Below are 21,446 nucleotides of genomic sequence, written 5' to 3' on the forward strand. Positions count from 1 at the left end.
CTGGGGCAGGCGACCTTGCTAGTCCCCCTTCACCGATGGGTTCACTGAATCGGGAGCGAGGCAAGGGATCATGAATGGCAGTCTCGGAAGGCATATCTATAGTGGATTGCAGGCAGGACTGGTCATCGTGGCGCTTCTGTTGCCTCGAATGGCGGCCGCTGCCTGCATTTCCTGGGGCTCGGAGTTTACCTTTCCATTGCCGGCAACAACCCGCGTTGTAGCCAACACGGTGGAGATTGGCGAAGCACTGGGCCCCTGGATTGACTCGGGTGCTCAGGAGTACATGAATTGCGGTACCAGCGGCGGGGCGCCGTACATCAATTACCATATCGGCGTCCTGCCGGAAGCGGGTACATACCACGAGGGGGGGCGTACCTATAGTGTCTTCGAGACGGGCGCCCCTGGCATCGGTATGGTGATCCGAGTGCGCGCTGACCCGGCTTCAGCCGGTTCGTATCTCTATGGGGCAATACGCAGCGGAGAGAGGGTGCGGTCAGGTCCGGCCAGCAACAAGGTTAATTCCGGTCTGATCGCCATTCGCTTCATCAAGACCGGAAACACCATGCCAGACAGCTACGCGCTGCCGGGGCAGCACGTGCTGGACATGCAGCATTTCCAGAGCAGTGACAGATTCCGCCAGCAACACCGGCTCAGTGCAATGACCCTTGAAGTGGACCATCGACCGCTCTGCCGTGTTGCATCCAAAACAGTGCCGATGGGGCTTACTTCAGTCACCCGCCTGCCAACGGTGGATTCCTACGGCGCCACCCGCCAGTTCACCGTGGATCTAACGTGCGAAACGGGTGCCGGTCGGGTCCGCTACTTTGTGGAGCCAGCAGGTACTACCACGGTCTTTGACCGTAGCCGGGGCATTGTGAATGTGGAGGGGGGGGCTAAAGGTGTCGGCATTCAACTGCTGGGGATCTTTAGTGAACCCATCGATCTTGATAGGGCCTACTGGTTTGGCGACAGTGCGGCCGATGGTGCTCGCTCTGAGAAATTTGGCGCACGCTACTTCCGCATTGCGGTGAAGACTGCGGATCTGATTCCCGGTGACGCGAACGCTACGGTGCGTTTCCGCATTGATTATCCATGAGAGTGTGCCGTTGAACTGGAAACCAGAGGATCCCTGCAGATGATTCGCGTGGTTGGAACCGAAACTGATAGTGGCCGGTCTGCCTGCGCTCGCTGGCGTCAGATCGTAGTGGGGGCGGTATTGACGGTGGTGCCCGTGGCGGCCTGGGCGCAGGTAGCTATGGATGGCACCCGGGTGGTGTTCCCGGCCAGCAGCAAGGAGGTTGCAGTTGCATTGACAAATGCCAGCGAGGTACCGGTGCTGGTGCAGGCGTGGATCGGTGACGAAGACGCGGAGCAGGCGCCGGAAGCCTCTTCTGCGCCGTTCCTCGTGGGTCCGCCCCTGCTGCGGCTGGAGCCCGGGCAGAAGAACCAGCTGCGTGTACTGCAACTGCGCGAAAAGGCACCCACTGACGACCGGGAGCATCTTTACTGGTTGAACGTGATGGCGGTGCCACCGAAATCGGGCCAGAGCGGAGAAAATGAGCTCAATGTCATGGTGCGCAGCCGGTACAAGGTGTTGTATCGGCCGGCAGGACTGCCCAAGCCTCCTGTGGATCGCACCGAAGGGATCACCTTCACCCTGCAGGGCGACGGAGAGCGGCGCGCGTTGAAGGTAACCAACGCGACACCGTTCTACTTCAACCTGGGCCGCATTACTTTGGGTGACACCGGCAACGAAGTTGAACTGGACAATCCTGCAGTGCCGCCTCGACAGGCTGTGGATATTGCAGTGCCTGCCGAGGCTCCCGCAAATCCACGAAACGTTCGCATCGAGTGGATCGATGACGACGGGCAGTTGCACCCGGCCACTCGAACTTTGGACGTGGCGACCCGCCCCTGACGTATCGTTTGCGGTCGAAGGCCCAGGCCCGGATGTCCGCCGAACGGGAAGGAACGGTGATGACGGTGATCGTTGCCCTCCCTTGAAGTGAGTCTCCTGTCCATAATCGCAAGATGGAGACTCGCGCACCTGTCCGAGACACACCTGCTGCCCCGATGCAACCTGCCTTCACCAGCAGCGCCATCGAAGCGCTGAAATGGCTGGCACTGCTGTCCATGACCGGCGACCACGTGGCCAAGGTGCTCTGCGGCGGGTACGTGCCAGTGCTGAGCGAGCTGGGCCGTCTGGCGTTTCCGCTGTTCGCACTGGTGATGGCCTGCAACCTGGCCCGGCCAGGCGCCGACCTGGTCAGGTCGATCCGCCGTCTGGGCCTGTGGGGTCTGGTCGCGCAGCCGCTGCATGCGCTGGCCTTCGGCGCTTGGCTGCCGTTGAACATCCTGTTGACCTTCACCGTAGCCGCGCTGGCGGTGTTCGCGCTGGCCCGCAACCGGCCACTACTGTTGCTGCTGGCCGCAGGGGTGTTGCCGGCCGTGGTGGACTACCAATGGGCCGGCGTCGGCTTCGTGGTGCTGGGCTGGATCGCGTTCCGGCACCGCGCGTGGTGGCTGTTGCTGATCGGCTTTGCGGCGGTGTGCTGGGCCAATCACAACGGCTGGGCGTTGCTGGCCATTCCCGTGGCGTGGGCGCTGGCGCGTGTGCAGTGGCGCATCCCACGCTGGCGCTGGGCGTTCTATGGCTACTACGTGGGGCATCTGGCGGCGCTGGTGCTGCTGGCCCGTGTGCTTTCGTGATGTCGGGATTGGCGTTGCGGATGACTTGAAGGGCGGTGGGTGGCGCGGAACGGGCTCTCGGGAAGCGGGGGCGCGATCGTTGGCCTTCGTGCGCCAAACCCCCTGAAACACAGGCGTCTGCGGGTATGCGACAATGCCGCCTGCTGCATGAATGTCTCCGTCTGTGCACCGCAGCGCTTGCTGATGGCAAGCCTGCTGTGCCCATGATGGATCGCCACCGGAAAAGGGTGGCCGGGTGTGGAAACCCGTTTAGCTATGCGTTGTTTACGCTTGCCAGCCGGCGTCGCCTTGCGCGGCGCCGGCTGGCATTCCGTTCGCGTTCCATGGCGGGCGGTACGTGGGGTGCGCGCAAGCGCACCCACCGGGTAATGACGCTTAGCTACCGGTTTCCACACACGTACCGTCCCGCCGCCCTTGTTAAGGGCGGTGGCACCGTATCCCTGTACGGAGACCAGCCATGAACGCATCGGATATTCCCCACCTGCGCGCGCACTACGCCCCGGCCAATGCCGAAGAGGGCGAGGACGCATCGCGCGATCCCCATAACCTCATCGCGCTGCTGCACCAGATTGGCTTGGGCGCCGCTGCCGACGGCCAGCCCTGGCCCGAGCGCCATCAGCTACCCGGCCGCTGCCTGGCCCTGGCCGACAGCGATGGCGCCCTGGCCGGCCTGCGTATCGTCAACGAGATCCTGCTGGCCGCCGAGCGCGCCCGCCAGAACGGCGGCCCGGAACACTACGTGGGCGACCGCGTGATGGAAGGCCTGAAGCTGGCCGCGCTGGCGCTCACCAACCACGCCATCTTCCGCCTGCACCCCGAGTAGATCCACGCCATGCGTGGATGCTGTTGGCGGATCGCCTGACGACGGGTAGCGCCGAGCCCACGCTCGGCTCACCGGACAATACGCAGCCGAGCATGGCTCGGCTCTACAGCAGAGCCACGCCATGCGTGGACGCTACCGTGGGTGCTTCATCGGCCACAAGGCGGTAACGGCGCCCGCGCCCCAGGCCACCCAGGCACCCAGCCCCATGTAGACCAGCGCCTGCAGGCTGGCCGCAAGCACGAATGGCTCGACGTGCTGGGCCATCGGCAGGCATACGCCACCCAGCACCAGCAGGCCGACCAGCAGCAATGCCGCAGATCCCACCGACGCTCGCTCCTGGGTTGCACGTGGCACCACCGCGCAGGCGGCTGCTACGCAGAACGGCAATAGCAGCGGCACGGCCTGCCAGGCCACACCCACCGCCAGGCTGGCGGAGGCAATGGCAGCCCAACAGATCCGCTCGCGCACCGCCGGGTGTTCGTGGCGTGCCGGCGATGTCCCGAACGCATGGATTCCAGCTGCGATCGCGCTACCCAACAGCAACCCCGCGGCAACATCGCTCCAATAGTGAACCCCCAGCCAGACCCGGGCCATTCCGGCGATCACCCCGGCCATCAGCGCGACGCCCAGCACTGCCCCGCGCTTGAACCCTCCGGTGATGTGTTGGCGTGCCAACAACCACAGCGCGGCCAGTACAAAGAAGCAGGTAGCGCTGGTGGTGTGCCCGCTGGGCAGGGAAGGGCCAGCGGCACCGGCCAAGCTGAGCGTGGCATCGAAGCTGAAGGGGCGTGGCACCGGTGCGAAGACCTTGATGCTCTGCACGGCCAGCGTGACCACCATCAACGCCATCAGCATCAGGCGCGTTGCCTGCGCACCGAACGCCACCCACAACACCGGCATCGCCAGCAGGTAGAACCAGAATTCGCCCAGGACGTTACCGACCACCGCCAGCCCGCGCACCGGCCACTGCTGGGTGCGCTGCACGCGATCCACCTCGGCCTGCCGAAACGCCGATACCGGCGCGAAGCGCTCGACGGCGTGCACTTCGCTGGCGGGTACAGCGTGCAGCTGCTGATAGGCGCGCTCCAGCTGCTGCGGGAACCGCGTGCGCAATCTACGAGCCTCGTCGCGGCCGACCCAGCGCGCCTGGATGATTTCCCGCCCGAGGTGCGGCGCATCCAGCAGGTTCACCGCATTGCCCTGCACCTGGACCGGTTCGAGGGCGCGGCAGGCGAAGACATGCACGCCCGCCTCGTCGTCCAGCAGGCCGGTGGTGGCGACGACAAGCCCGGTTTCTTCCAGCGCTTCGCGGATGGCAGTGTGCTGCGGCAACTCGCCATGTTCTGCTGTTCCGCCGGGCAGCTGCCAGCGCGAGGTGACATCCTGCACCAGCAGCATGCGCTCGCCCGAACGCATGACGCAGACCGAGGCGGCGCTGGCCAGATGGGGTACGAGCAGGAGTGTTGCGAGCAGCACGTATCGCAACGACGTGGCAAACGAAGGAAAGGCTGGAAGGCGCATGGCACCACCGCGTGAGGAGGGTCACGCCGATGGTGCAGTCCGGCCGGGAAGGACACTATCGGATTCGTACGAATCCGACAGTGCGCTTCAGTAGATCCACGCCATGCGTGGATGTTTGGCGGATCGCCACGGTATCAGCCAGGCATGGCCTGGCTCTACTGGGTTTCGGTAGATCCACGCCATGCGTGGATGCATGCTGCAGTGCCAACCAAGGTTGGCACCTACCCGGGCGGTGGCAAGCCCCAGTAGATCCACGCCATGCGTGGATGCCATTGGCGAGAACGTCGCCGGCTCAGAAATCCATCGTCGCCGACAACAAGACTGTTCTCGGCGCTCCCAGCGCCAGACTGGAAAGCAACGGCATGCCCCAGTACGCCTTGTTGGTCACGTTGTTCACCGTGGCGCGCAGCGCCAGCGGCCTGCCGGCCAGTGTGGTGCTGTAGCGCGCGCCCACGTCGAACAACGTCCGCCCCGGCACCGACAGGCGGTTGTCGGCACTGATGTACTGCTTCGACATCGCCGTGGCATTGCCGGTGAGGGTCAGGCCTTCCAGCGCGGGCACATCCCATTCCACACCGAGTTTGGCCTGCCGCTGCGCAATTGCCGTGGCCATGCGGCCTTCATTCACGCCGCCAGCCGTCCGGGTCAGCTTCGGCTGTACATAGGCCATGCCACCGAGCAGGCGCACGCCGTCCATCGGTGCACCGAAGAAGCCCCATTCCACACCCCGGTTACGTTGCTCGCCGCCAAACGAGAAGATATTCGTGACCGGGTCGGTGTAGCTGCTCGGTCGCTTGATTTCATACACGCTGAAGGTGTGCGCGAAGGTGCCCAGGTCCAGCTTCACGCCCAGCTCCTTCTGCTTGGTGCGGAACGGTGCGAACACATCGCCGGCATTGGCGGCGGTCATCGGCGCGGTGGCGCCCTGGCTAAGGCCTTCGATGTAGTTGGTGTAGAGGGAGATCGTGTCGGTGGCCTTCAGCAGCAGCGCCGCAGCCGGGGTGGTGGCGCTCTCGTCGTAGCGTGAAGTGCGTGCGCCCGTGGCCACGCTGAAGGTCTCGCTGACTACCTGCTGGCGGCGCACGCCCAGCGTCAGCTGCACGCGGTCATCGGCGAAGGAGAGGGTATCGGCGAAGCCGAGGCTGTCCAAGCGCAGCTCGGTATGCGAGATGTGCGGCGCCACGAACGGCGCGGCTGGGCCCCACACCGGGTTGTACAGATTGGTGGTCCAGTCCCAGCCAGGCACGCTGCGGCGGCCATAGTCGTTCTGAGTGTGCTGGTAGTGGGTCACATTGGCAGCCCATTGATGGCCGATGCTGCCGGTGTGGAACGAGCCACGCAGGCCGACATCTGCGGACTGCTTCCTGATATCGAAGGCGAGCTGGCCGATCACTGTGGTGAAGTCGCCGGCTGGATTGAGGATCTGCGCGCTGATCGAGCCGTTGTAGCGGTAGTCGGTCCTGCTGCTGCCGTAGGCCAGGTAAGCCATCAGGCTATCGTTGATGTCCAGTTCGCCGCGCAGCATCGCGCCCTTGTCCTGGCTGTCCACGTAGGCCCAGTCCGGGTTGATCAGCGTATCGCCACGCGGCGGCCGCGGAATGGCGACGCCCGGTGCCAGGCCGACGCCACGTGCCGGGCCGTCAACACGGTCATCGGCGCTGTACAGATCCGCCGACAGCCGCGCACGTTCGCCGCGCCAGTCCAGTGCCAGCGAACCGAGCTGTACTTTCTTGCGCTGCTTGCCGACTGCGCCGTCACCATCACGCCAGGCGCCGTTGAAGCGGATGCCGAACTGCTTGTTCGAGCCCAGGCGACGCCCCACATCCACATGGGTGCCAAACTGCGCATCGGAGGCGAAGTTGGCACTGACCCGCAGCAGCGGTTGATCACCGGCACGCTTGGGGACCAGGTTGACGCTGCCACCGACCGAGCCGCCCGGCGGCATGCCGTTGAGCAGCGCGGAGGGGCCTTTCAGCACCTCGATGCGTTCGAACATTTCCGGCGAAGTGCGGTAGTAGGGCGCCATGCCGCTGAGGCCATTGAAGGTGGTATCGCTGGTGCTGGAGGCGAAGCCGCGGATCGCGTAGTTCTCGCTCCACGAACCGGTGACGCCGTTGCTGAAGACGTTGGGGTCGGTGGCGGCGATGACGTCGGTCAGGTCCTTGGCCTGGCGGTCGCGGATGAACGACTCGGTGTAGCTGATCGTGCTGAACGGCGTGTCCATGAAGTCCTTGTCGCCGAGCAGGCCGACGCGGCTGCCGGCGGCCACTTGCCCGCCCGCATAGTCTGCAGTGACCCGGCGCTGTTCCTGCACCTGCACCGAGGGCAGGGTGGACGGCGCGGAGTCGGCCAGCGCGGCAAACGAGGCCAGCAGCCCCAGCGCCAAGGCCGACACCCGGTAGCGCCGGGCCATTGGCGGATGCATCTGCGCGCGGGTCGCGGCGGCCGCTGCACGCTGCAGCGGAGAGGAAAGGTGGTGCACGGTCATGCCAGGTTCCTGTGAATCGCAGGTGCGAGCGCGCCTGGCGCGCTGCCGACGGCAAGCACGGGGGAGGGCGCAGCGCAGGGTTGTCGGCTGGGTGGGGACCTGGCGGGAAGTGAGCCATGGGCTCGATTGCGGACGGCGGCGGGGTTGCGAACCACACGCGTTCCTAATTAGTTGAGTAAATTAAACTAAATCATATGAAGCGGACAAGAGGGTCCCTTTGCTGGCACCCTCGCTACGGTATGAACATGCACCCTGAGACCCTGGCGGCGGCCCGTGGCCGCCCGCCCACCATCACCCCGGAGCGCCTGGCCGACATCGGCATCCGTCTGGGCCTGCCCAACCTGACCATGGCCAACGTGGCCGCCGAACTGGCGGTGACCCAGGCGGCGCTGTACAAGCGCGTGGCCAACCTGGAGGCGTTGAAGCGGCTGGTGGCCGAAGCCGTGTTCCAGCGCTGGCAGATCCCCCGCGCCTCGGCCGATGCGGCGGGTGGCCTGCAGGGCTACCTGACGGTGTTCGTGGAGTCACTGTGCGAGGTGGTGAAGGCGCATCCCGGGCTGCCCCCGTACCTGCTGCGGCGCACGGTGGCGACCGCACCGATGCTGGAAAAGATCGCCTCGCACCAGGCCCACGTGGCCGAGGTGTTCGGCCTGCCGGTGGACAAGGCGCGCTGGCTGCTGGCCACGATCGCGTTCTACTGCATCGCCGGCGCCGACACCATCTACGCGATTGCGGATGACGAGGAGGGGCAGGTGATCACCGAGTTCAAGCAGGGCATGCGGGCGCTGGTGATCGGGTCGTTGCAGTTGTTGGATGCGGACGACGGGGACGGATTGCCGTGACCCCATCCACGCATGGCGTGGCTCTACAATGCGGCCATGCCTGCCACGCCCACTCTCGATGACCTTCGCCGCTACGCGGTGGCGCGCACCCTGTTCAAGCCGACCACGCTGCTGACCGCGATCCGGCGCCTGGGCTTCGTGCAGGCCGACCCGATCAGGGCACCGGCGCGCGCGCAGGACCTGACCCTGCGCCACCGGGTGAAGGGCTATCGCGCAGGCGATCTTGAGCGCCGGTATACCCGCCTGCCGGTGGAAGAGGATTGCCTGGTGAACTACGGCTTCCTGCCGCGCGAGCATCTGGCACTGATGCACCCGCGCGCGGCCAAGCGCGAGTGGGACGCCGAGACCCATCGCCGCGCGGCCGAGGTGCTGGCGTTCGTGCGCGAGCGCGGCAGTGTGCACCCCCGTGAGGTTGACCAGGCGTTTGCGCATGGCCGGGTGACCAACTACTGGGGCGGCACCAGCAATGCCAGCACGCACCTGCTGGACGGCATGCACTACCGCGGCCTGCTGCGCGTACAGCGGCGCGACAGTGGCACCCGCATCTATGCAGTGGCCGCGCATGCCGAGCCAGATGCCAGCGAACAAGCGCAGATCGAGCGCGCCGCCGCCCTGATCGACCTGGTGGTGCGCAAATACGCGCCGCTGCCGTCGGCCAGCCTGACCTATCTGGTGCGCCTGCTGGGCTATGGTGCACCGCATCTGGCCGAGCAGACCCGCAAGGCATTGGCGCTGGCCAAGCAGCAGCTGGCCAGCTGCACGCTGGAAGGCACCACCTGGTACTGGCCGGCAGACGAGAATCCACGCTCGCGCAGGCACGCGCCAGACGAGCAGGTGCGCCTGCTGGCGCCGTTCGACCCGGTGGTGTGGGACCGCCGCCGTTTCGAGTTGCTGTGGGATTGGGTCTACAAGTTCGAAGCGTACACGCCTGCGCCGAAACGCCAGTACGGCTACTACGCACTGCCGGTGTTGTGGCACGACCAGGTGGTGGGCTGGGCCAATCTCAGCGTGCGCGAGGGTGAGCTGGTGTCGAACGTGGGTTATGCCGGCAAGTCGCTGGCCCGCGACAAGGTGTTTCGTGGCGCGCTGGACGAAGAGCTGCAACGCATGGCGGAGTTCCTGTAGCGCCAAGCGGCGCATGGGTGCCGATCTGGTGCTGGCCGCGTTGGTGTGTTCGTCTGTGATCGGGCTGGGCTTCGGCTAGTTCCCGGCACACAGTGCTGCACAGCTGGACCCTATCTTGGCATTGACGGCGGAATAGGGCCGCCCGCTATGGCACCTGTAGAGCCGAACCCGCGCTCGGCTGCACTCCGTTCAGGTCTCGCTGCACCGAGCGCTGCACGCAGCAAGCCGAGCATGCGCTCGGCTCTACAGCTACTCAGCGCGCCTTGCCTTTGATTGGCACGCCTCCCGGCAGCTGGGAATACCCGCCGTCACCCCAGTGCCGGGTGATGCGCTGGAAGAACAGAGAGTTGGGCACGCGCAGCAGGCAACCGCGCGCGCCTTCGCCACGATCACTCAGCGTGGTGTAGATCAGGTTGATGTCCACCACCTGGCCGCACAGGCCCGGCTTGTCCACGCTTTCCAGCACTTCGATCGTGTCGTTGATGCGGAACGGGCGCGTAGCCACGATCAGGAACGAACAGAACAGGTTGGACAACACGCTCCACGCTGCAAAGAACGCCACCGCACCGACCGCCATGAACCCGGTCAGCGCGGTCCACAGCACCGAGCGCGAAACGCCCAGCCGCTCCAGTATCAGCAGCGCGGCCGCCAGATACAGCAGCAATGCACCGCCGCGGCGCAGGCCCACATGAAGCTCTGGAGCCAGCCTGCCGCGCTGCCGGGCCTGCACCAGCAGCCACGCCAGGGCGCGCACCATCACCCACGCGACGCCGAGGATGGCCAGCACCTCGGCCACCGGCACAACCACGGTCAGCCAATCCTGGATCCAGGCGGGCAATCCGGCCATGAGGGGTCACAGTGTTGCCGCGCCGCCGGAGATGGTCAGCAGTGCACCGGAGGTGTAGCTGGCGGTGTCCGAAGCCAGCATCACATAGGCCGAGGCCAGCTCGGCCGGCTGCCCGGGGCGGCCGAATGGCGTCTGCGCGCCGAACTGTTCGACCTCTTCGGCGGCCATGCCTGCGGGAATGAACGGCGTCCAGATCGGGCCGGGCAGCACGGCATTGACGCGGATCTGATGCTCGGCCAGCAGGCCGGCCAGCCCCAGCGTCAGGTTGGCGACGGCACCTTTGGTTGCAGAATAGGGAAGGATGTTGGGCGTCGGCCGTTTGGAGTTGACCGACGCGGTGTTGATGATCGCACCGCCACCGCGCAGGTGTGGCACGCACAGCCGGGTCAGATTGAACACGGCATGCACATTGGTATCGAACGTCCGCTTCCAGTCATCCAGGGTGATGTCGTCGAAGTGCTCGTAGTAGCGCTGGTACGCCGCGTTGTTGACCAGGATATCGAGACCGTCCAGTTCGCTGGCCACGCGGTCCACGAGCGAGCGCGCCTGTGCCGGGTCGCTGATGTCACAGGGCACCAGCACGGCCTTGCGCCCGGCCTGTTCGATCTGCTGCTGCACATGGCGGGCATCGTCCTGCTCACCATCGAGGAACGCGATGGCAACGTCGGCGCCTTCGCGCGCGAACGCGATTGCCACCGCCGCGCCGATGCCGCTGTCACCGCCAGTGATCAGTGCCTTCTTGCCCTGCAGCAGTCCATGCCCGCGGTAGCTGTCCTCGCCGTGGTCCGGCCGGGGCTGCATCTGCGCGGTCTTGCCGGGGAAGGATTGCTGTTGGGCGGGGAAGGGCGGGTGTGGGTAGTCGGGCAGGGCCATCGTCACTCTCCGGAAGGAAACCGGGGCCAGTGTCCCTCCATGGCGGTAAACGGCCGGAGGGCGCGGTGTCGTTGCGGCGTGGATGTGTGCGCGCAGGACTTCACAGCGGATGGGCGATGGTGGTCATGATGCTGTTGGCCGGTTGACGCGAATCCAGTCGCGTGTGCTGCACGATGATCGGCTGGTCGGATTCGACGAGGGTAGCGAAGCCGGTGCCGCGCGGTACCGGCGCCGGATCCTGCAGGTCATTGAAGCGCAGGTGACAAGTGCGTCGTGCCGGCACGGTGACCCGGTACGGGCCCACGGGATCTCGGTCTTCGAAGTAGAGGGTCAGGGTGACATGCGCGTCCTCGTTGCCGGCATTGAGGACACAGCAGGTTTCGTGACTCTGCATCTCCGGTGACGGTCCGTTGCTCCAGGCTGGAATGTAGCCTTCGGGGATAGCCCAGCGTCGATGCCCGATGCAGGAAGCGTTCGTTTCCATGACGCCGTTTTAGCCCGGCGGGTGTTGCCATCGTGTCCAGTCCCCGCACGGAATCCGTGATGACCATCGGCTACCACGCATCGCATGAGCAGTTCCCGCCCGCCACTTTGCTGGGCCTGGCACTGCGCGCCGAACAGGCGGGATTCGAGGCTTTGATGTGCTCGGACCACTTCCACCCGTGGACGACCGCGCAAGGGCAGTCCGGCCACAGCTGGGTATGGGCCGGCGCGCTGGCGGTGCAGAGCGCATTGACCCTGGGCATGGTGACCTGCCCGATGCTGCGCCAGCACCCGGCATTGGTGGCACAGGCAGCGGCGACGCTGGAGCAGTTGGCGCCGGGCCGGATCTGGCTGGCGCTGGGTACCGGCGAGGCCCTGAACGAGCGCATCACTGGCCAGCCGTGGCCAGCCAAGCGCGAGCGGCAGAAGGCACTGCGCGATGCGGCCGAGGTGATGCGGCGGCTGTGGGGCGGCGAGCAGGTCGACCACGACGGTGGCTTCCGGGTGCGCCAGGCACGGCTCTACAGTCGCCCGGCGCTTCCCCTGCCGCTGCTGGGGGCGGCCGTCACCGAGGAAACTGCACGCTGGATAGGGGGCTGGGCCGATGGCCTGATCACCATCAGCCAGCCACTGGCGCAGTTGCGGCGTGTGGTGGCGGCGTTCGAGGACGGCGGTGGCAGGGGCAAGCCGATGTACCTGCAGGCCAAGCTGTCCTACGCGCGCGCCGAACAGGCGGCGCTGGAAGGTGCGATGGAGCAGTGGAGCGCCAACGTGCTGCCGCCGGAACTGGCCGAAGGGCTGGACCAGCCCGAACAGTTCGAAGCACAGGCCCGATCGGTCAGCGCCGAGGTGGTGCGCCAGCACGTGCATGTCTCGGCAGACCTGGGCCAGCATCGGGCCTGGCTGCAGGAGCTGCAGGGACTGGGCTTCGATCGCATCTACCTGCACAACGTGAACCGCGAGCAGGAACGCTTCATCGATGATTTCGCCGAGCACCTATTGCCTGCGCCGCGCACTCAGGCACCCTCGGCGGCCAGCCACGTATAGCCATGGCCTTGCAGGTAACAGCGGCGATCCTGCAGCTTGGCGCCTTGGCCCACCAGCGTGTTCAACGGACCGCCCAGGGGCACGTCCACCTCGACCGGCTCGTCACCGAAGTTGATCAGTGCCAGTGCCTGATGGGGTGCCTCACCGTAGCGGAGCATCAGCAGCGCGGGAGATGGCGGGTCGAGCGTGTGAGGACCCTGCTGCAGCACGGGATGTGCATTGCGCTGCTGCAGCAGCTCGCGCACCCGCAGCAGCAGTGAACCTGGCGTCGCGCGTTGCGCCTCGACGTTCACCGTGCGGTAACCGTACGGGCCGTCTGCCGGTGGTGCGCGCCAGGCATGCCGCGGTTGATCGGTAAACCCCGCCGCTGGTCCACCGTGCCAGTGCATCGGCATGCGCACGGCATTGCGCTCTGGCAGCTCCAGGCAGTCACCGAGGCCGATCTCTTCGCCATAGCGGATCACCGGTACCTGGCCCAGCGACAGCAATGCCGCCCAAGCCATACCCTGCCATGCGATGTCGCCCTCCAGCATCGGTGCCAGCCGGCGGCGGATGCCACGGCCATAGATTCGCATGCCACGCTCAGGGGCGAAGCGTCCCATCACCGCTTCGCGCTCGTCCGGCTCCAGCTGCTCCAGGTCAAGCTCATCGTTGTTGCGCAGCCAGGCGATGCGGGTGTGCGGCGGCGCCTGCGGTCCGTATTCGGCCATGACCCGGGCCACTTCGCTGGCGTCGCCGCGCGCCAGGGCCAGGAAGAAATGATTGTTGAGGTGGAAATCCAGCAGGTGCGAAAGCCGCCGGCCCTGGCAGAGGAAGTCACCGTAGCGCGACGCGGGGACGTCCGCTTCGCCGATCAGCGGCAGGCCTGGCTGCTGCGCGTCTGCCGTGGCGCGCATTTCCTCCAGCAGCCACAGCCCGTCGTCGCGGGGGTCGGCGTGTCGCGCGCGCTCGGCCATGTACGGCACCGCGTCCACGCGGAAGCCGGCCACGCCGCGCTGCATCCAGAACGTCATCACCCGCAGCAGTTCGTCGCGTACTGGCGCATGGGCCAGCTCCAGGTCTGGCTCGTGCCGGTAGAACATATGCCGGTTGAACGCGCCGGCCTCGGCGTTCCAGGTCCAGGCAGACGCCTCGATCGGCGGGAACATCGGCTTCAGGCCATCGTCGGGCACGTGGTCGCTCCACAGGTACCAGCGGCGCCAGGCCGGGTCGCCGCGCTGCGCGGCGACGAACCACGGGTGAGCGCTGGCAGTGTGCTGCATCACCAGCTCGACGATGATGCCGATGTCGCGTGCGGCGGCAGCATCGACCAGGCGCTGGAACGCCGCCTCGTCACCCAGGCGTGGATCGATGCGGTAGTGATCGGTGACATCGTAGCCACCGTCACGGCCGGCGTTGCAGTAGAACGGCAGCAGCCACAGGTGGCTGACACCGAGCCACTGCAGGTAGTCCAGCTTTTCGGTGATGCCATCCAGAGTGCCCCAGCCGCGCCCATTGCTGTCGCGGAAGAGGTAGGGGTCGACCTGGTAGATCGCACGCAGCGGACGCACCGCCATTGGGCCGCTCCAGCACCGTTCAAGGGTGACCAGCCTGCTGCGCGACATGGCAGCGGTCCGTGAACCGGACGGCACCGCATCATGACGTGGCATCCACGGTCCCTGCATGCCTGGGCGCGCAGAGTGAATGCTCGTCCCGCTGCGTCGAGGAACCTTTATCCATGCCCCGCCGCAAAACGCTTCGTATTGCGACGTTCAACGTCAACGGCATCGGCACACGCCTGCCGCAGCTGCTGGACTGGCTGCACAGGGAATCGCCGGACGTGGTTGCCCTGCAGGAACTGAAGGCCACCGACGCCGCGTTTCCCGCTGCGGCATTGGAAGAGGCCGGCTACGGTGCACTCTGGCAGGGTGAGGCGCGCTGGAACGGCGTGGCGCTGCTGGCCCGGGGCACCATGCCGGTCGAGAGCCGCCGACGATTGCCGGGCGAACCCAAGGATACGCAGAGTCGCTACCTTGAGGCAGCGGTGCACGGCGTCATCGTGGGTGCCCTCTACCTGCCCAACGGCAACCCGCAGCCCGGGCCGAAGTTCGACTACAAGCTACGCTGGATGGAACGCCTGATCCGGCATGCGCGCAGCCTGGTCGAGCTGCCGCACCCGGCGCTGCTGCTGGGTGATTTCAACGTGATTCCCAACGAAGCCGACGTCTACGACCCCAAGGCCTGGCGCCGCGATGCGCTGTTCCAGCCCGAGGTTCGCGATGCCTTCGAGCGGCTGCTCGCGCAGGGCTGGACCGATGCGCTGCGAAAGGTGCACGGCGACGCCACGATCTACACCTTCTGGGACTATTTCCGCCAACATGCCGAGCGCGACCGTGGGCTGCGCATCGATCATCTGCTGTTGAATCCGATACTGGCGGGGCGACTGAAGGATGCCGGCGTCGACCGCTGGGTACGACTGCAGGAAAAGGCCAGCGACCACGCGCCAGCCTGGGTGACGGTCAGGGCGTGATCAGCGTGCGGCCGGGTCTTCGCGCCGCTCGCGGCGTACCCGCGCGCGGGTGCGGTACAGGCGGCTGTCCGCCTTCTGGATGGTGTCGGCCACGGGTTCGCCGGGCGTGTTGATGGCCGCACCCATCGAGAACGCGCTGGGCGAAAGCGCGGCGTGGTCCTGGTACCAATGCTCCAGTTCGCTCAGGCGGCCATTCGCTGGCGCGACCAGCACCACCATGAACTCGTCGCCACCCAGCCTTACCACGGTCTCGTCCTTGCCCAGCGGCGAGCGCAGGAAGGTGGCGAACTCGACCAGCACGGCATCGCCACGGCGGTGGCCCTGGGTGTCGTTGATGTGCTTGAAATGGTCCAGATCGAACATCACGCACGCCCAGCGCTCGTCAATCAGTTCATCCAGCCGGTGCAGGTAACGCCGGTTGTAGCACTGCGTGAGCGGATCCTTGAAGGACATGTCGCGCAGCTGCTGCTCCTGCATCCTCAGCGCGGTGACGTCCTGCGCATGCCCCAGCACGTAGGGCGGGCTGGCTTCGTTGTCGAGCACGTTGTGGTACGCCCAGTAGTGGCGCGTACCATCGGCGGCAATCAGCTCGATCACGCCAGCGTCGGTGTGGTTTGCCTGGATCCGGGCGAGGTAGGCCTTGAAGCCCTCGCGCTTTTCCGGTGGCATCAGGTCACACAGGCTGCGCCCGATCATCTGGCTTTCCTCGAAGCCCAGCGACTGCACCGCCGCCGGATTCACCGAGGTCAATGTCCCGTCCAGCGTGTGGGTGCAGATCAGGCCCAGGCTGTAGTGGAACAGTCGCCGGTAGCGGGTTTCGCTGGCTTCCAGCGCGTCGAGCGCGGCCCGCTCGTCCGTGATGTCCTGGATGGCCCCGACCAGGCGCGGATGGCCGTCGACCTGTTGCCGGCTGCCGACCACCCGGGTCCAGATCGCGCGCCCGTCGGCGGTCGTCATTGGCAGCTGCACCTCCCAGGACGTGCCTTCGTCGATGCAACGCTGCACTGCCGCGCGGATGATGTTGCGGCTGTCTTCGCGATAGAACGACAGCGCGGTGTCGAGCGTCGGTTCAAAGTTGCTGCGCACGCCGTGCAACTGCTTGGTCTCGCGGGTCCAGCGCACTTCGTTGGTGACCAGGTCCATCTCCCAGCCGCCCACCCGCGCCGCGCGGTTGGTGCGCTCCAGGAAGTCTTCGCTGCGTTTCAGCTCGCGTTGCAGCGCTTTCGCCTGGCCCACCTGCGCCATCAGGGTACTGCGCTGTTCCAGCACCTGGGTGGTGACCCGCGCCAGATGCACCATCAGTTCGCGCTGGGAGGGGGACAGCACGCCGGGCATCGGGTCGAGCAGGCACAGCGTGCCGATACGTGCGCCGTGCGCCGAGCCCAGGGGGATGCCAGCGTAGTGGCGGATGCGCGGCCCACCTGTCACCAGCGGATTGGTGGAGAAACGTGGATCCTGGCGCGCATCGGGTATCTCGAACAGCTCGTCCTGGCGTATGGCATGGGTGCAGAAGGAAATTTCGCGAGCCGTCTCGCTGACGCCCTCAAGGCCGATGTTGGCCTTGAACCACTGGCGGTCTTCGGCCACCACGGTGATCAGGCCCATCGTCAGGCCAGTCGCGGCGCGGGCGGCGGCGACGATGGCATCGAACACCGGCTCCGGGGGCGTATCCAACAGGTGCAGTCGTTCGATTTCGAGCAGTCGTTCGGCTTCGTCCATGGCGCTTTTCAGGGCTGGGTGGCGAGGGCGGTTGCGGCGGCTGTCTTGGATCACGGTAGTGCGTGCGGCGTTATGTATCGCCATGGCAGGGTGATGCCGGCGTGAGGCGCGCGCGCCGACTCAGTGTTGCCGGAGCGATGCCTGCAAGGCGGTAGCCAGCGCGGCATCACCGGACACCAGGTCCTGCCAGCGCAGCGTGATGCCCTTGCGGCGCCCCTTTTCAACCAGCTTCAGTCCTTCGGGGTCCACGATGAGGGTGTAGGGCTGGCCATCGATGTCCAGTTCGCGTCGCAGCGGTTTGTCGAGCGGGGTCATCATCGTTTCCTCGCCGGGGAGAGAGCGCGGCGTGGCTGTATCGATACGTGACGATGATCACGGACGTGCCAACGCCAGGGGAAATCAACAGCGCGGGTGATGCCGATGCGGGGCCCGACCACTGGATCCTCCGGCGGCGGCACGCCGTCGCTGACGATGACAATGCCGTGGTTGCCGGTCACCAGATCAGCGCCGTCGAAGCTGCGGTCCAGCCCGAAGGCCTGCGAGAGCTTGCCGGGCCCGCTGGCCAGATCGTGGTCGCGGCGCGCAGCGGGGCGCAGTTCGCGCATGCGCTCCAGGCCCAGCAGCGGCTCGATGGCCCGCAGCAGCACCGCCACGCCTTCACCCACTTCGCCGCAGACAACGTTGCTGCCCCAGTGCATCCCGTAGGTGAAATAGACATACAGGTGGCCGGCCTCACCGAACATGCTGGCCGTGCGCGGCGTCTGCCCGCGATAGGAGTGTGCGGCCGGATCGACACTGCCCGCGTAGGCTTCGACTTCAACGATGCGACCGGCCCGGCCATCGTCACGGACCAGGAGCTTGTTGAGCAGCTCGGGCGCAACCTCGACGGGCGGGCGCCGGTAGAAGCTGCGAGGGAGGATCTGAAGAGAGGCAGGCAACCAATCCGGCACGGTAGAGGCAGGCTCGGGCAAACGGTGATGGCACTGTGGCATCAGGCAGGTGAAACGGGCGCAGACGCAGTGTCATTGCTGCGCAGGACCGGCGGCCAGTGCGGCTCTCCGTGCGGCATAGACCTCCGGCGTCTGTGGCTTGATGAACAGTGCCACCAGTTCCGGATACTCGCGCTTCACCGCCGTTTCGATGCGGGTGATGCAGGCTTCGATCTGCGGGGTCCGCCGGTCATCCTCGAACTCGGCGCTGAGCATGGCCACGACCTGTTCCGGGCCCATCTGCATGGTGGTCACGCCATTGGCGCGGCGCAGGTCTGGATCGGTTTCCGCCACGGCCATGATCCGATCGGCCACCGCCGGGTGGGCCGGCTCACCCACCAGCAGTCCCTTGGTTTCGCGTGCGAGGAGAAAGGCGGTGGCGGCAAGCACGCCCGCGATGCACAGCGACGCCACACCATCAAGCACCGGCATGTCCAGGATCTGTGCGGCCACGAGCCCGATCAGTGCGAAACCCAGGCCCAGCAGGGCCGCGCTATCCTCCAGCAGCACGGTAAAGGTGGAAGGATCCTTGCTGCGGCGGAAGGCTTCGAAGTAGCCAAGCTTGCCCTTGGTACGCCGGAACTCGCGCAGCGCCACCCACCAGGAGGCACCCTCGAACAGGATGGAGATGCCCAGCACGCTGTAGCTCAACGCGTGGTTGGTGGCCGGCTCCGGCTGGCGGATGTGCTGGATACCTTCGTAGGCCGACACACCGGCGCCGGCAGCGAACACCAGCAGGGCGACGATGAAGCTCCAGAAGTACAGTTCGCGGCCATAGCCGAACGGATGTACCGGGTCCGGCGCCTTGCCGGCGCGGCGCAGCCCGTACAGCAGCAGCACCTCGTTGAGGGTGTCGACCAGCGAATGCACGCCTTCGCTGAGCATGGCCGAGCTGCCGGAGATACCGGCGGCGATGAACTTGGCGATCGCAATGGCGAGGTTGCCCGCGAGCGCGGCATAGATGACAAGGCGGGAACCGGTGGGAGCGGACATGTCAGCAGCGGGGCACGGTAGACGGCTGATCTTCGCGGTCTGCCCGTGCCCATCGCGTGCACGTCGCGGTCAACGGCCCCTGGGATTGAGATAAAGCCGGGCTCCATCCGACTCGCGGAACCCCGACCAGCGCCCGCTGCCCGACGCGCGGAAACGCCCATACACCGTATTGCTGGTATCGGTCAGCAGCAGCTGGTTGCCCGACAGTACCCAGCGGTTGGCCGAGAAGAAGCCGTCCGGGCAGCCGGCAGGCACGTAGGCGCTGTAGCCACCGAACCACTCACTGTTCTTCAGCTCGATGGTGCAGGTGCTGCCGTTCTCCTGGCCCAGCGTCCAGCTGCCGAACAGATCGCTGTCGCGCACATCGCGGTCGCCGCGGTGGCGGTCATGGTTCCAGTCGTCGTTGTCGTCGTGGAAACCGAAGCCCACGTCGATCTCCTTGCTTTCGGTGCGCGACTCGGACTGGGAGCTGCCACTGGTGGTGGTCTGCGTGGTCATCGAACCACTGGTCTGGGTCTGGGTGCTGCTGGATTGCGTGGTCTGGTCGGTGTGGGTGGTCTGTTCGCCGAAGCCGGACGAAGCGTCCTGGGCAAGGGCGGGCAGGGCCAGGAAGTACAGCGCCGACAGGCAGCTACGGGCAAGCAGAGCAGCCATCGCAGGATCCTCGGAAGGGTGGATCGCGCGAGTATCGAACCGGTGGGGTGGGAGACGGTGTGAGGGCGCGCCCTGAGGCAAGCCAGCCAAGAACAGGTGCTGTCCGCTGAAGGGTAGTGCCGGCCGCTGGCCGGCTCCCCTTTGACGCCCAGAGCCGAAGGAATGCCGGCCCGCGGCCGGCACCTCCCGCAGCCAGGCATGGCTTGGCGCTACGGGTCGGGTTTCACCCTTACCACCCGTTTCCGGTACTCGTACACGTTGTCACCGCGGATGCGCTTTTCCTCGGTGCCGGTGACCCGGCCCACCTGCTGGTCCGAACCGGTCACGGGCTGTGCCTCGATTTCGGTCTCGTGCTCGAAGGAATGCGATTTGTCGGTGTTGCGGTAATAGCGGTACAGCGCCCAGTACAGCGCGGTCGCGCCGGCTGGACCTGCCGCCAACAGCCAGAGTCCACTGTCGTCGCTCATGTCGATGCTACCAGGAAGGCAATTGCGAGGGCTTCAATGATGGTGCCGGTGGCCAGTGCCGCCAGCAGCATCTTCCATTGCTGCACGGGCACGCTGCCCATGGTTTCGCCGGTACGGCCGTTCACCGCGATGTAGTGCAACATGCCGCCGTTCTTTCCGGGCTGGTGATACGAGTACAACCACACCGGCAGGTACATCGACACCCAGCGTGTTCCATGCACCTCCAGCTGTTCCTGTTCCCAACGCACGCCACGGTTGTAGCGCCTCACCGAACCTTCCACCTGTGCGCGGGCAATCGACAGAAGCTGGTCTTCCAGCCGCGGCCGCAGCTTTTCCACGTCGAGATTGCGTTTTTCAGAGGTGAAGCCGGCCAGGTACGAAGCGTTCCATTTCACCGCGTTCTTGGTGTCGAATGGCAGGATGGTGTTGATGATGTTGTTGGTGTTGGCCCGGGTATCCAGATTGCCGCGCTCGGCCGAGGATTCCAGGGGCAGGTCATCAACGGTGAAATCGACCTGGCGTTCGACCTGGTAGACATCGGCGTCGTAGAGGGTGCGCTTGTTCTTCTCGCTGCCCACCGTGTACTCGCGCGTCTTGATCTCGCCCTTGCCGGCCACGGCCGCGCTTACCTTGCTGTCGACGATCATGTAGGGGAGGAACACGCCCACCACGTTTTCCGGGGTGAACTGGTCCTTGAACGCTTTCAGCGCGAACATCCGGCGCTTGTCGACGAACTGGCGGATACGCGCGACCGCATCGTCCTTCTTGATGTGGAAGGGCAACACCGCATCGGGCACGGCGCCATTGCTGATCTGTTCGTTGACGCCGAAGACGTGGCGGCACCAGTGGCAGCGCGCCGTCATCGTGCTTTCGGTATTGACCGTGACCTCGGCACCGCAGCCGGTGCACTTGAACGTCATCAACGCCGAGGTGTCGGCGTCGATGTCACGCGCGCCGGAGGCGATGACCGTACCGCGCAGCTGGTCGATGGCCTCGCCCAGCCCGAATTCCTCCTCCACGCGCGCGCCATGCCATTCGTGACGGCAGTACAGGCAGACCAGGATATCGGTGCCGGCCTTGGGCCGGATGTCGGTGGCGCCGCACTTCGGGCAGCGGTTGAGACCGTCTTTCAGCTCGCTGGCCGAGGTATCGATGGCCACAGGATCGGGCGCTTCCACTTCATCGCGGATGGCCTGTGGCAGAGTCGACGTGTCCAGCGGGAAGCTGCCGGGCAGGGGAGGGACGTCCTGCGGCGAACCGGGCCCATCCAACGACGCCGCCGGCAGGGGCGGCGGCGTCGCGGGCACGGATCCGGGCAGCGGCGGTGGGCCGTTTCTGGGATCGGACATGTGGGTTG

Annotated in this window: 21 protein-coding genes; 8 read left to right on the forward strand and 13 right to left on the reverse strand. The window is 66.1% G+C overall.

Going from position 1 to position 21,446, the window contains the following annotated elements:
- The first annotated feature begins 70 nt into the window (after positions 1-70).
- The 4 genes from ACTXG9_RS00835 (at position 71) to ACTXG9_RS00850 (ending at position 3,532) form a co-directional block, all read left to right on the forward strand.
- Entirely contained in the window at positions 71-1,096 is a 1,026-nt protein-coding gene (locus ACTXG9_RS00835; RefSeq protein ID WP_111101909.1) for a fimbrial protein, read from the forward strand.
- Positions 1,097-1,135: 39 nt separating this feature from the next.
- Positions 1,136-1,918: a fimbrial biogenesis chaperone gene (locus ACTXG9_RS00840; RefSeq protein ID WP_111101910.1), complete on the forward strand. Its 783-nt coding sequence runs from the start codon at positions 1,136-1,138 to the stop codon at positions 1,916-1,918.
- 155 nt (positions 1,919-2,073) lie between these two features.
- Complete coding sequence (locus tag ACTXG9_RS00845; protein ID WP_188249865.1) at positions 2,074-2,709, forward strand: TraX family protein; 636 nt, start codon at positions 2,074-2,076, stop codon at positions 2,707-2,709.
- 457 nt (positions 2,710-3,166) lie between these two features.
- Entirely contained in the window at positions 3,167-3,532 is a 366-nt protein-coding gene (locus ACTXG9_RS00850; RefSeq protein WP_329858979.1) for a hypothetical protein, read from the forward strand.
- A 132-nt stretch (positions 3,533-3,664) separates the two neighbouring features.
- On the opposite strand, the gene ACTXG9_RS00855 is transcribed toward ACTXG9_RS00850, so the two are convergent.
- Both ACTXG9_RS00855 and ACTXG9_RS00860 read right to left on the reverse strand, forming a co-directional pair.
- A complete protein-coding gene (locus tag ACTXG9_RS00855) occupies positions 3,665-5,053 on the reverse strand; it encodes a phosphatase PAP2 family protein (RefSeq protein ID WP_456115475.1) in 1,389 nt (462 codons plus the stop codon).
- 292 nt (positions 5,054-5,345) lie between these two features.
- Positions 5,346-7,541, reverse strand: coding sequence for a TonB-dependent receptor (locus tag ACTXG9_RS00860; RefSeq protein ID WP_456115476.1), 2,196 nt, complete (start codon positions 7,539-7,541; stop codon positions 5,346-5,348).
- 239 nt (positions 7,542-7,780) lie between these two features.
- On the opposite strand from ACTXG9_RS00860, the gene ACTXG9_RS00865 reads away from it, so the two are divergent.
- Both ACTXG9_RS00865 and ACTXG9_RS00870 read left to right on the forward strand, forming a co-directional pair.
- Positions 7,781-8,383, forward strand: coding sequence for a TetR/AcrR family transcriptional regulator (locus tag ACTXG9_RS00865; protein ID WP_111101915.1), 603 nt, complete (start codon positions 7,781-7,783; stop codon positions 8,381-8,383).
- A gap of 12 nt (positions 8,384-8,395) precedes the next feature.
- Positions 8,396-9,508: a DNA glycosylase AlkZ-like family protein gene (locus ACTXG9_RS00870; RefSeq protein WP_241744960.1), complete on the forward strand. Its 1,113-nt coding sequence runs from the start codon at positions 8,396-8,398 to the stop codon at positions 9,506-9,508.
- 253 nt (positions 9,509-9,761) lie between these two features.
- On the opposite strand, the gene ACTXG9_RS00875 is transcribed toward ACTXG9_RS00870, so the two are convergent.
- The 3 genes from ACTXG9_RS00875 to ACTXG9_RS00885 form a co-directional block, all read right to left on the reverse strand.
- Entirely contained in the window at positions 9,762-10,355 is a 594-nt protein-coding gene (locus ACTXG9_RS00875; RefSeq protein WP_111098501.1) for a mechanosensitive ion channel domain-containing protein, read from the reverse strand.
- A 6-nt stretch (positions 10,356-10,361) separates the two neighbouring features.
- A complete protein-coding gene (locus ACTXG9_RS00880; RefSeq protein ID WP_111098500.1) occupies positions 10,362-11,228 on the reverse strand; it encodes a glucose 1-dehydrogenase in 867 nt (288 codons plus the stop codon).
- 100 nt (positions 11,229-11,328) lie between these two features.
- Complete coding sequence (locus tag ACTXG9_RS00885; RefSeq protein ID WP_111101918.1) at positions 11,329-11,712, reverse strand: sensory rhodopsin transducer; 384 nt, start codon at positions 11,710-11,712, stop codon at positions 11,329-11,331.
- Between the two features lie 59 nt (positions 11,713-11,771).
- Between ACTXG9_RS00885 and ACTXG9_RS00890 the strand changes: the two genes are divergently transcribed.
- Positions 11,772-12,758 carry a TIGR03885 family FMN-dependent LLM class oxidoreductase gene (locus ACTXG9_RS00890; protein WP_188249870.1) on the forward strand — a complete coding sequence of 329 codons (987 nt, stop codon included), beginning with the start codon at positions 11,772-11,774 and terminating at the stop codon, positions 12,756-12,758.
- On the opposite strand, the gene ACTXG9_RS00895 is transcribed toward ACTXG9_RS00890, so the two are convergent.
- Complete coding sequence (locus ACTXG9_RS00895; RefSeq protein WP_456115477.1) at positions 12,728-14,314, reverse strand: alpha-amylase family glycosyl hydrolase; 1,587 nt, start codon at positions 14,312-14,314, stop codon at positions 12,728-12,730. The two genes, ACTXG9_RS00890 and ACTXG9_RS00895, sit on opposite strands and share 31 nt — an antisense overlap.
- A gap of 161 nt (positions 14,315-14,475) precedes the next feature.
- On the opposite strand from ACTXG9_RS00895, the gene xth reads away from it, so the two are divergent.
- Positions 14,476-15,267: an exodeoxyribonuclease III gene (gene xth / locus ACTXG9_RS00900; RefSeq protein WP_111098498.1), complete on the forward strand. Its 792-nt coding sequence runs from the start codon at positions 14,476-14,478 to the stop codon at positions 15,265-15,267.
- Here the strand turns inward: xth and ACTXG9_RS00905 are convergent, their stop codons facing one another.
- From ACTXG9_RS00905 to ACTXG9_RS00935, 7 genes are all read right to left on the reverse strand, one after another.
- On the reverse strand, positions 15,268-16,986 hold the full coding sequence (locus ACTXG9_RS00905) for a sensor domain-containing diguanylate cyclase (RefSeq protein WP_134734804.1): 1,719 nt from the start codon (positions 16,984-16,986) through the stop codon (positions 15,268-15,270). It lies immediately after the preceding gene.
- 120 nt (positions 16,987-17,106) lie between these two features.
- Positions 17,107-17,301: a hypothetical protein gene (locus ACTXG9_RS00910; RefSeq protein ID WP_019659790.1), complete on the reverse strand. Its 195-nt coding sequence runs from the start codon at positions 17,299-17,301 to the stop codon at positions 17,107-17,109.
- Positions 17,301-17,936, reverse strand: coding sequence for a DNA-3-methyladenine glycosylase (locus ACTXG9_RS00915; RefSeq protein WP_456115478.1), 636 nt, complete (start codon positions 17,934-17,936; stop codon positions 17,301-17,303). The genes ACTXG9_RS00910 and ACTXG9_RS00915 overlap by 1 nt, the downstream gene beginning before the upstream one ends.
- 72 nt (positions 17,937-18,008) lie before the next feature.
- The gene (locus ACTXG9_RS00920) at positions 18,009-18,968 is read right to left on the reverse strand and encodes a cation diffusion facilitator family transporter (RefSeq protein WP_111098495.1); all 960 of its coding nucleotides are present in this window, start codon (positions 18,966-18,968) and stop codon (positions 18,009-18,011) included.
- A 69-nt stretch (positions 18,969-19,037) separates the two neighbouring features.
- Positions 19,038-19,622: an AprI/Inh family metalloprotease inhibitor gene (locus ACTXG9_RS00925; RefSeq protein ID WP_021202346.1), complete on the reverse strand. Its 585-nt coding sequence runs from the start codon at positions 19,620-19,622 to the stop codon at positions 19,038-19,040.
- A gap of 209 nt (positions 19,623-19,831) precedes the next feature.
- Positions 19,832-20,089: a hypothetical protein gene (locus tag ACTXG9_RS00930; protein WP_005409784.1), complete on the reverse strand. Its 258-nt coding sequence runs from the start codon at positions 20,087-20,089 to the stop codon at positions 19,832-19,834.
- Positions 20,086-21,438, reverse strand: a complete 1,353-nt coding sequence (locus ACTXG9_RS00935; protein ID WP_456115479.1) for a TFIIB-type zinc ribbon-containing protein — start codon at positions 21,436-21,438, stop codon at positions 20,086-20,088. Before ACTXG9_RS00935 ends, ACTXG9_RS00930 begins: the two co-directional genes overlap by 4 nt.
- Positions 21,439-21,446 lie beyond the last annotated feature (8 nt).

The sequence above is a fragment of the Stenotrophomonas maltophilia group sp. LNF247 genome, from assembly GCF_054083135.1.